General features: G+C 63.0%; 11 protein-coding genes. 4 read left to right on the top strand and 7 right to left on the bottom strand.

Annotation, left to right across the window (positions count from 1 at the left end; genetic code table 11):
* Positions 1-56: 56 nt before the first annotated feature.
* The 3 genes from ADADO0_RS07955 to ADADO0_RS07945 form a co-directional block, all read right to left on the bottom strand.
* Complete coding sequence (locus tag ADADO0_RS07955; protein ID WP_511304585.1) at positions 57-320, bottom strand: DUF1488 family protein; 264 nt, start codon at positions 318-320, stop codon at positions 57-59.
* Positions 321-361: 41 nt separating this feature from the next.
* Complete coding sequence (locus ADADO0_RS07950; RefSeq protein WP_511304584.1) at positions 362-628, bottom strand: hypothetical protein; 267 nt, start codon at positions 626-628, stop codon at positions 362-364.
* Positions 629-1058: 430 nt separating this feature from the next.
* Positions 1059-1991, bottom strand: coding sequence for a LysR family transcriptional regulator (locus ADADO0_RS07945; protein ID WP_511304583.1), 933 nt, complete (start codon positions 1989-1991; stop codon positions 1059-1061).
* Between the two features lie 142 nt (positions 1992-2133).
* Here ADADO0_RS07945 and ADADO0_RS07940 point away from each other — a divergent pair, with 142 nt between their 5' ends.
* The 3 genes from ADADO0_RS07940 (at position 2134) to ADADO0_RS07930 (ending at position 4983) form a co-directional block, all read left to right on the top strand.
* Complete coding sequence (locus tag ADADO0_RS07940; RefSeq protein ID WP_511304582.1) at positions 2134-2754, top strand: pyridoxamine 5'-phosphate oxidase family protein; 621 nt, start codon at positions 2134-2136, stop codon at positions 2752-2754.
* Positions 2755-2942: 188 nt separating this feature from the next.
* Positions 2943-3893, top strand: coding sequence for a D-2-hydroxyacid dehydrogenase family protein (locus ADADO0_RS07935; RefSeq protein ID WP_511304580.1), 951 nt, complete (start codon positions 2943-2945; stop codon positions 3891-3893).
* 151 nt (positions 3894-4044) lie between these two features.
* Positions 4045-4983: a fumarylacetoacetate hydrolase family protein gene (locus ADADO0_RS07930; protein WP_511304579.1), complete on the top strand. Its 939-nt coding sequence runs from the start codon at positions 4045-4047 to the stop codon at positions 4981-4983.
* A 333-nt stretch (positions 4984-5316) separates the two neighbouring features.
* Here the strand turns inward: ADADO0_RS07930 and ADADO0_RS07925 are convergent, their stop codons facing one another.
* A complete protein-coding gene (locus tag ADADO0_RS07925) occupies positions 5317-5742 on the bottom strand; it encodes an organic hydroperoxide resistance protein (RefSeq protein ID WP_511304578.1) in 426 nt (141 codons plus the stop codon).
* A 141-nt stretch (positions 5743-5883) separates the two neighbouring features.
* On the opposite strand from ADADO0_RS07925, the gene ADADO0_RS07920 reads away from it, so the two are divergent.
* The gene (locus ADADO0_RS07920; RefSeq protein ID WP_511304577.1) at positions 5884-6318 is read left to right on the top strand and encodes a MarR family winged helix-turn-helix transcriptional regulator; all 435 of its coding nucleotides are present in this window, start codon (positions 5884-5886) and stop codon (positions 6316-6318) included.
* Positions 6319-6415: 97 nt separating this feature from the next.
* On the opposite strand, the gene ADADO0_RS07915 is transcribed toward ADADO0_RS07920, so the two are convergent.
* The 3 genes from ADADO0_RS07915 to ADADO0_RS07905 form a co-directional block, all read right to left on the bottom strand.
* Entirely contained in the window at positions 6416-6760 is a 345-nt protein-coding gene (locus tag ADADO0_RS07915; protein ID WP_511304576.1) for a RidA family protein, read from the bottom strand.
* 165 nt (positions 6761-6925) lie between these two features.
* On the bottom strand, positions 6926-7432 hold the full coding sequence (locus ADADO0_RS07910) for a hypothetical protein (protein ID WP_511304575.1): 507 nt from the start codon (positions 7430-7432) through the stop codon (positions 6926-6928).
* A gap of 177 nt (positions 7433-7609) precedes the next feature.
* On the bottom strand, positions 7610-8356 hold the full coding sequence (locus tag ADADO0_RS07905) for a CbtA family protein (protein WP_511304574.1): 747 nt from the start codon (positions 8354-8356) through the stop codon (positions 7610-7612).
* Positions 8357-8358 lie beyond the last annotated feature (2 nt).

Here is an 8358-nt window from a genome sequence, read left to right as displayed (position 1 = left end):
GCGCCGCGGCCTTCCAAGCTGCGCGAACGCGTTGGTCCGCTAGAGGGAATGGGCCGTCAGAAGTCGGAGGTTGAAAGCCGGTTGAAGCTGCGCCGCTTCTTGGAATAGACGCCGTTCGCGGCATGTTCGATTTTTCTGCGGTTGCCATCGAAGGCACGCAGCGAAGCGGCTTCATCACTGGCCTCGTGGGGGGCAAAACGCTGGAGGACGTCCTGATCCACATGGAAGGCGATCTCGAACGTGGAATCGTGTCCCCAGAACGTGACGCACCCTCGGGCCTCGTTGAAGATCCGGCTGGAATTGGGAAACTGGAGCGCCATGAGCTTATTCCCTTCGGGAATGGTGGCTGGTGTTGCCCGGATCAACTCGACTTTTTCCGGTCTCGCAGAAGGGCTGCGTCCAGGTCCGCCTGATTGACGGTCAGGCAGGCGCTCACCCCGTGATGCTCGGAAATGGCAGGTGTGTGCATCATGGTCGCCGTGCGTCGATAGGCGAGAAACGACACGTTGGGGATTTGTTCTTCGTCCGTGACCAGCCGATAAGTGCCTGCCGGCAAAAGATCCTGCAATGCATTGAGGCGGAACGGATGTGCGAACGTAACCGTGGTCTCTTGCGTCCTCAGCGTCATGGGAAGCTCCTGTCGATAGGCCCAACCCAGCATCGAAATGGGTGTAAAACTGCGTTTCCTCACGCCCAGCGCTCCACCGGGCCATACGGCCTCGCTTAAGTGGGCGGCGACTACGGCAGCGATAAGAAAATAAAACTCACGACGAGCGCAGATGAGTGAAAATTTAGAACAAAAATACGATGTCAAAAATCGTACAAAAGATTCTATCTTCAATATTTATTTGAAATACTACTATCTACGATAAAATCAATTATCGCAATATTTTATATTTTTAGAAAGAAGAGCGCAGGGTGCGCCGGGTGAGGACGAGAGCGACCAAGGTTGAATTTGGCCGGGAACACGAACCCTCACTGCTTTCTGCGGGCGCAGGGTTATCCCTCTCCCGCACGACCGGTGCAGCCTCAAACGATGCCTGACGCAGATCAACGCGTCATGGAACGGCTGTCTCGAAATTGGCCAGCGACTTCATGAACGCCTGCCGCAAGCGAGGGGCGGCGAAGTCGATAAAGCGGCGCATCTTCAGCGGCATCTGCGCACGCGAGACATGCAACAGGCTCACCGGTACGGGGGGCAACTCGAACGCATCAAGAATGATACGAAGATCGCCGGCCGTCACAGCGTCAGCCACCTGATAGTGCAGCAGCCGCGCGACCCCGACATGGCGGATGGCGGCGTCCGCCGCCGCCTCTGTGGTGGTCACCGAAAGGCGCGGCACGATGGGAACGTCGATCACCGTGCCGGACACCGGTGCCCGGAACAGCCAGCCGAGGGATGGCACCGGCGTATCGATCGCCACGCACGGCAACTTTAGCAGGTCGGCCGGGACCTCGGGTGTGCCGAAGCGGTCCAAAAGCGCGGGGCTGGCGCACACGATGGTCCGCATAAGCCCAACCTGCGTCGCCACCATCGAGCTGTCCGGCAGCCGGCCGATGCGCACTGCCATGTCGACATGCGCATCGATGAGGTCGAGGCTGCGATCGGACAGCGTCAATCGGACCCTGATGTCAGGGAAAAGGCCGAGGAAATCCGCCACCACCGGCAGGACATGCAGGCGGCCGAATTGAATGGGTGCCGTGAGAACCAGTTCACCCCGGGGCGCGTCGAATTCGCCGACAGCTTCGCGCTCCGCCTCCTCCACCTGTTCGAGGATCCGGCGCGCGGCGGCGACATAAACGGTGCCGGCATCGGTAAGGGTGAGTTTGCGCGTCGTGCGGATCAGCAATTGCGTGCCAAGCAGCGCCTCGAGATCCGAAATCTTTCGGCTCAGTGTGGCAAGCGGCACCTTGAGAGCGCGCCCCGCGGCGGAAAGGCTACCGGTTTGCGTCACCGTCACCAGCATCGACATGGCTTCGAGGCGATCCACGGCATCCCACCAATTTTCGGAAGAGAGGCTCTCAGAATTACCCGATTTTTATAGCCACTGAAAATGTCCATCCTTCTGCCACGGCGAGCGAAGGTGCGGGGTCGGTGTTGCGCTCCCACTCGCCGCCAGGAAGAGGTGCGCCATGTCGTATGGGTTTCTCGACATCGCGGTGACGCCCAGTGTCCGCACGGTGCAAGCCGAAATGGGCGCGGATCATCTCTGGGAGGATTTGTCGGCCGACCGTGCGTTCGACCGCTTCACAGCGAACGAAGCGGCATTCATTGCGGAGCGTGACAGCTTCTACATGGCGACGGTTTCGGAAACCGGGTGGCCTTATGTCCAGCACCGCGGCGGTCCGCCGGGCTTTCTCAAGCTGGTGGACGACCGCACGCTGGCGTTCGCGGATTATCGCGGCAACCGCCAATATATCAGCACCGGCAATCTGGCGGCGGATGGACGGGTTTGCCTGTTCCTTATGGACTATCCCCGCCGCGCGCGCCTGAAGATTTACGCTCATGTGGAGACCTTGGCGCCCGATGCGGACCCGTCATTGGCTGCTTTGGTCGCTACGACCTCCTACAAGGCAAAGATCGAACGGATCTTTCGCCTGAGGCTTGATGCGTTCGACTGGAATTGCCCCCAACACATCACCCCACGGTTTACGGAACAGCAGGTCGCGGACGCCGTCATGCCGCTCCGCCAGAGGCTCGCTGAACTAGAAGCCGAAGTGCATGCGCTTCGCGGCGCGGGTTCACAGGACTGACGCCACGGCTCCATCGCCATCGATGACGCAACCGCACCGCTGACGTGCTGATCGACGGGTTTCCCGACAAGAGCACGCGCAACCGCATCCTGACGGACAATCCGGCGCCCTGTTCGGCTTCCCTGCACGCGGCGCGTCGGCTAAATCGAGCGGGCTCCTGCTTTGGCCTGAAACGATTGGTGCCTTAAATGCTGCGGATCGCGATACTGGACGATTATCAGAATGTCGCGCTCCGCATGGCGGACTGGCATTCGCTCGGCGACGACGTTTCCATCACCGTCTTCGACCGTCCTCTGCCCGACGACGACGCGAAGCAGGCTTTGGCGGAGTTCGACGTGCTGTGCCTGATGCGCGAGCGGATGACCATGACCGGGGACCTGATGCGCGCTTTGCCCAAGCTGCGCCTCATCGTCTACACCGGCACGCATTTGCGCACGCTGGACAGGGAAGCGGCACGGGGCCTCGGGATCACCGTGTGCCACACCGAAGGCGGCGAATCCTCCAATGCCACCCCGGAATTGGCCTGGGGTCTTATCCTCGCGTGCGCCCGCCATATTCCCTCCGAGCACCAGCGGGTCGTGGCCGGCCAATGGCAGTCGACGCTTGGCACGACGCTTCACGGCAAGACCCTGGGCCTCCTCGGCCTTGGAAAGCTGGGCGCGAGAATGGCTGGCATCGCACAGGCCTTCGGCATGAAGACAATCGCCTGGAGCACCAACCTCACGCCCGAGCGCGCGGCGGAAGCGGGCGCAACAGCGGTGACGAAAGAGCAGCTGATGGAGACATCCGACGTGATCTCCATTCATCTCGTGCTCGGCCCGCGCAACAAGGGCCTTATCGGTGCAGCGGAATTCGCGCGCATGAAACCGGGCGCCATCCTGGTCAACACGTCGCGCGGCGGCATCATCGACGAGCCGGCCATGATCGCGGCGCTGCTTGAAAAGCGCATCATGGCAGGCCTCGACGTGTTCGAAGAGGAGCCGCTGCCCGCCGGCCACCCACTGGCGCTGCTGGAAAATGTCGTGCTCACGCCGCACCTCGGCTTCGTGACGAAAAGCAATTACGAAATCTTCTACGGCGGCACGGTGGAATGCATCGCCGCCTGGCGCGCCGGAAACCCAGTCCGCGTCCTCGACTGAGCCACCCGAAGGCCGGTTCGGATCTGCTCAGTTCACCGCCGGTACGCGGGGTTGCGGCGCAGTCGGCTGCGGAACGGCCGGTGCCTTTGATGAAATCAAACACGGCTCTAAAAGTCTGCTCCATTCATGAGACGATGCGGAGGAAAATCGCATGCGGTGGGTGTCTTTCACCGATGACGGCGGGCGGGAGCGGGTCGGTCTGCTGAAGGATGGTCAAGTCCGCGCCTTGGCCGCAGGCGTGCGATTGATCGACCTTTTGGGAGATGATGGAGAGCGGCTACATCGGGCCGGCGAGCGGGCTCTCGCCGATCCCAGCGATGTCCTGTCGTTCGAGGGACTATCGCTTCTGCCGCCGATCACGCGACCGCCCTCGGTGCGCGATTTCTACGCCTTCGAGCAGCACGCCCAGATGGGGCGCCGCAGCCGGGGGCAGGAACTGCCGCAAGAGTGGTACGAGATCCCGGTCTTCTACTTCACCAATCCCACCGCTCTGATCGGCCATGGCGCGCAGATTGAAAGCGCACCGGGCACGCAGCGGCTGGATTTCGAGGTGGAGGTGGCTGCCATCATCGGTCGGGAGGGGCGCAATATCCGTCCCGAAGACGCGGGCCGGCACATTATCGGCTACACCATCATGAACGACTGGAGCGCCAGGGATCTTCAGCGCACGGAGATGAAGGTCGGCCTCGGCCCGGCCAAGGCGAAGGACTTCGCCACGACGCTCGGTCCGTGCCTCGTCACTGTGGATGAGATCGAGACGTTTCGGAAGGGCGCGGCGTTCGACCTGACCATGACGTGCAGCGTCGATGGTGTCGAATACACGCGCGGAAACCTTGCCGACATCTACTGGTCATTCGAGGAGATGGCGGCTTTCGCCTCGCGCGGCGCGACGCTCCTTCCGGGCGATGTCCTGGGGTCGGGAACCTGCGCCACCGGCTGCATTCTGGAACTTTCGCTGACCCACGGAAAAGACCGCTATCCCTGGCTTCAGCCGGGCAACTCGGTCGAGGTGAAGGTGGATCAACTCGGACGGATCGAGAATACCGTCAAGGCCGGCCCGGCGCCTCATCCTCTGCGCCTCGGAGAATGACGTCCGCCGCAGAAGCTCGGCGCCTGTCGCCCCATCATTGCACAGCGCGAGCTGCGCGAACGCCTGTGTATTCAGTGACCCGATAGATCCAGGGGCACTCCGCCGTGCACCAGAACCAACGGGGCGCCGGCACCCAAGCGGCGCTCGGCGAGCCCTCCGGCGAGCAATCACGGGCAAGGCGACTGCTGGCAAAGGGACTGCGGGGCAAGGCGCCGGCGAATACGCTGGATCGCCCAGCCGCTGGCCCGGTCTGTACGTCAGGCGCCCAAAAGGCACCACCGCCGGCGCCCGATGCAAGCCGGCAGTGGTGTTCACGGGACGCGAGCTTGTCGGTCAGACGATCGTCAGACCGACATCGAGATTGCCGCGCGTGGCGTTGGAGTAGGGGCAAATCTGGTGGGCCAGGTCGACCAGCTTCTGCGCGTCGGACCGCTCGACGCCAGGTAGGTTGATCGAGAGATCGGCTGTGATGCCGAACCCGCCTTCGGAGCGCGGGCCGATGCCCACCGTGGCGGTGACGGTCGCGTCGGCCGGAACCTTCAGCTTCAACTGCTGGCCGGCCACTTTCATGGCGCCTAGGAAGCAGGCGGAATAGCCGGCGGCGAACAGCTTCTCAGGGTTGACGCCGTCGCCACCGGCGCCGCCGAGTTCCTTGGGCGTCGAAAGCTTCACTTCGAACGTGCCGTCTTCCGAGCGGGCTTGGCCATCGCGACCGCCGGTAGCCGAAGCGCGGGTGCTGTAGAGGACATTGACCGGCATCGAAAAATCTCCATTGATAATCGCGATATTTATTATGGCGATATATAAATTGCTTTTAGCCGGCCGTTTGGGGCTTGTCCAGCAATTTGTTTATCGCGATATATATCGACCGATAAAGGCGCTTCACCTGAGGAGGCCATCATGGCTGTTCCCCTGCCGCTCGACGATCAGCTGTGCTTCTCGCTCTATTCCGCGAGCATGGCGATCAACCGCACCTACAAGCCGATGCTCGATGAGCTTGGCATCACCTATCCGCAATATCTGGTGCTGCACGCGCTCTGGGAAAGCGACGACCGGACGGTCGGCGCCATCGCGGAGCGGCTGGCGCTGGAATCAAGCACGGTGACGCCCCTGGTGAAACGGCTGGAGGCCGCGGGGCTGGTGTCGCGCGCCCGCAATCCAAAAGACGAGCGACAGGTGCAGGTTCGCCTGACGGACCGGGGGCGGGCGATCCGGGAGCGGTGCGTATGCCTGGGCGAAGCATTGCTCGCCCGCTCGGGAATGCAGGTGTCCGAACTCATCAGCCTGAACGCGAAGGTCCAGGCGCTGCGGGATGCTCTGGCAGCGGCGGCGTGATCCGTCATGCGCTCAGCTGCGAGCGCATGCCTCAACCACCCCGCCGGGCCGAAATCGCTCAGCGATTCCAGACCGGCGGATGCGGTAAACCTGCGCGTCAGGCCTTCGCGGCCACGACGATGATCTCGACCTTGTAGTCCGGCGTGGCGAGCTTGCCTTCGCTGGTGGCGCGGGCCGGCGGGTTGTCCTTGTCGACCCAGCTGTCCCAAACGCTGTTCATTTCAGCGAAATTCGCGATGTCTGAGAGCCAGATCGTGGCGGAAAGGATGTTCGCCTTGCTGCTGCCGGCACGGGCCAGCAGCGCATCGATGGATGCGAGGACGCCGCGCGTCTGCGTCGCCACGTCCGCGCCCTTTGCCACCTGGCCGGCGAGATAGATCGTGTTGCCGTGGATCACGGCTTCGCTCATGCGCTGGCCCTTGTCGAGGCGGACAATGCTCATGTGTGCGTTCCTGTTGAAGGCCGGCGACACCCGTCGGCTGAATTGGAGGGACGCGGCATCCGCCGCGTGACGCGCGTTCGGCTCAAGCGAGCGCGATCCAGAAGACATCTGCCCGGAATCGCGCGCGGTTTCCAGCGCAAGCGCGCCGTCTGCGGCGCTGCAATCCTAGGATCGCGTCTCCTCATTGCCGGGATTGGCCGCTTCGGGTGGGGATCGCCTGCCGGGCACGAGGGCGGAGACGGCGGCGGCGCACAGCGCCGCAACGCCGCCGAAAGCGAGCAGGCTCGGCGTGTGGGAGAGGATGTCCGCCCAGTGGGGCATGACCACTTCAGCAGTGTTGAACGCCTCGCCGCTGTAGCGGCACATCATGAGGGAGGCATCCCGCGCGATCATTTCGCGCTCGATCTTATCGATCAGCGGACGCACGGAGGCGCCTGCACCCGGCATATCCTGCATATGCACCAGCAGCGCGCGCAGCGCCGCGAGATAGGCATGTGTGCATTCGTTGAACGGGCTTTCCTCATCGGCGAGGCTGCCCGGAACGACGCTCCACAGGCAATAGGTGCGTTGGAGCGCGGAGAAGTTCAGCAGGCGCCGAAAGGTGGGGTCGGTCAGCCCCTGCTGCTTCGCGATCGCGAGGATTTCAGCGGCGTTGTCGGAAATCACCGCCATCTGGCCATGTGTCAGATTGGGGATCGGCAGGCCGTCGGTTGATCGGCCCGCACTGGCGCTGCCCGTGTGTGCGTGCGCCGCTGACAGCGCCAGTAAAAAAGAAAGAACGAACCCGGCGCAAAGGCCGGGGCCGTTCCATCTGTGACCGCGCGGCGTATTCATGCCGTTTGGAGTGCCTCAGCGCCCGGTCGCGGCGACAAATCGGCCGGTGAATGGCTGCGGCGTCAGGCTGCGTTCCGCCACATAGCCAAAAAGAAGGCCCAGGGTGGCCCAGAGGATTGTCTGAATCCCCAGGGTCGCCACCCGGAACTGCCACAGCAGGTTCGCTGAAAATTGTTCCGGCACCTCGTTGATTTCGGGCAAGGCGGTGTTTGCAACGATGATGATGGCGAGAAAGGCAGCCCCGGCGATCACGCTCGCATTCCAGACCCCGTGCTTCGCCAGGAGGCGACGGGCCAGAAACACGGTGAATGACAGGGCACCCACCGAGATCACCAGCATGGCGAAGAACAGTTCGGTCCGGTAGCGGATGGTCTCCGGGTCTCCCACCGAAGGCGGGTTGGCGGGATACTTCAATCCGGGCACGAGGACGAGGGCGACGAAACCACCGAGCGCCAGGAGCGCCGCCGTGGCGCGTGGGCCGAGCTTGCCGACACGGCCGTAGGTGAAGGCGAAGGCGAGCGAAAACAGGCCGCCGAGCGCAGCGCTATATGTGACGATCCCGGTGAACAGGCCGAAGCCGCCCTGGACTTCGCGGCTCACGATTTCAGGCTCAGGGGCCTCGCCCTTGGCCTGGCTCATCTGTTCCTCGAAGGCGATGGCGCGGTCGACCGCAGGTTCGCCGAACACTTTCGCGAAGCCAAACGCGAGGAGGCCGGCCACGAAGCCGACAATCATGCCGCGCAGCAGAAGTTTTCCAACCATGG

Origin of the sequence: Aquabacter sp. (assembly GCF_965279295.1) — a bacterium.
Lineage (GTDB): Bacteria > Pseudomonadota > Alphaproteobacteria > Rhizobiales > Xanthobacteraceae > Aquabacter.
Note: the sequence above shows the minus strand (reverse complement) of the source record. Positions and strands in the feature narration are given on the sequence as shown.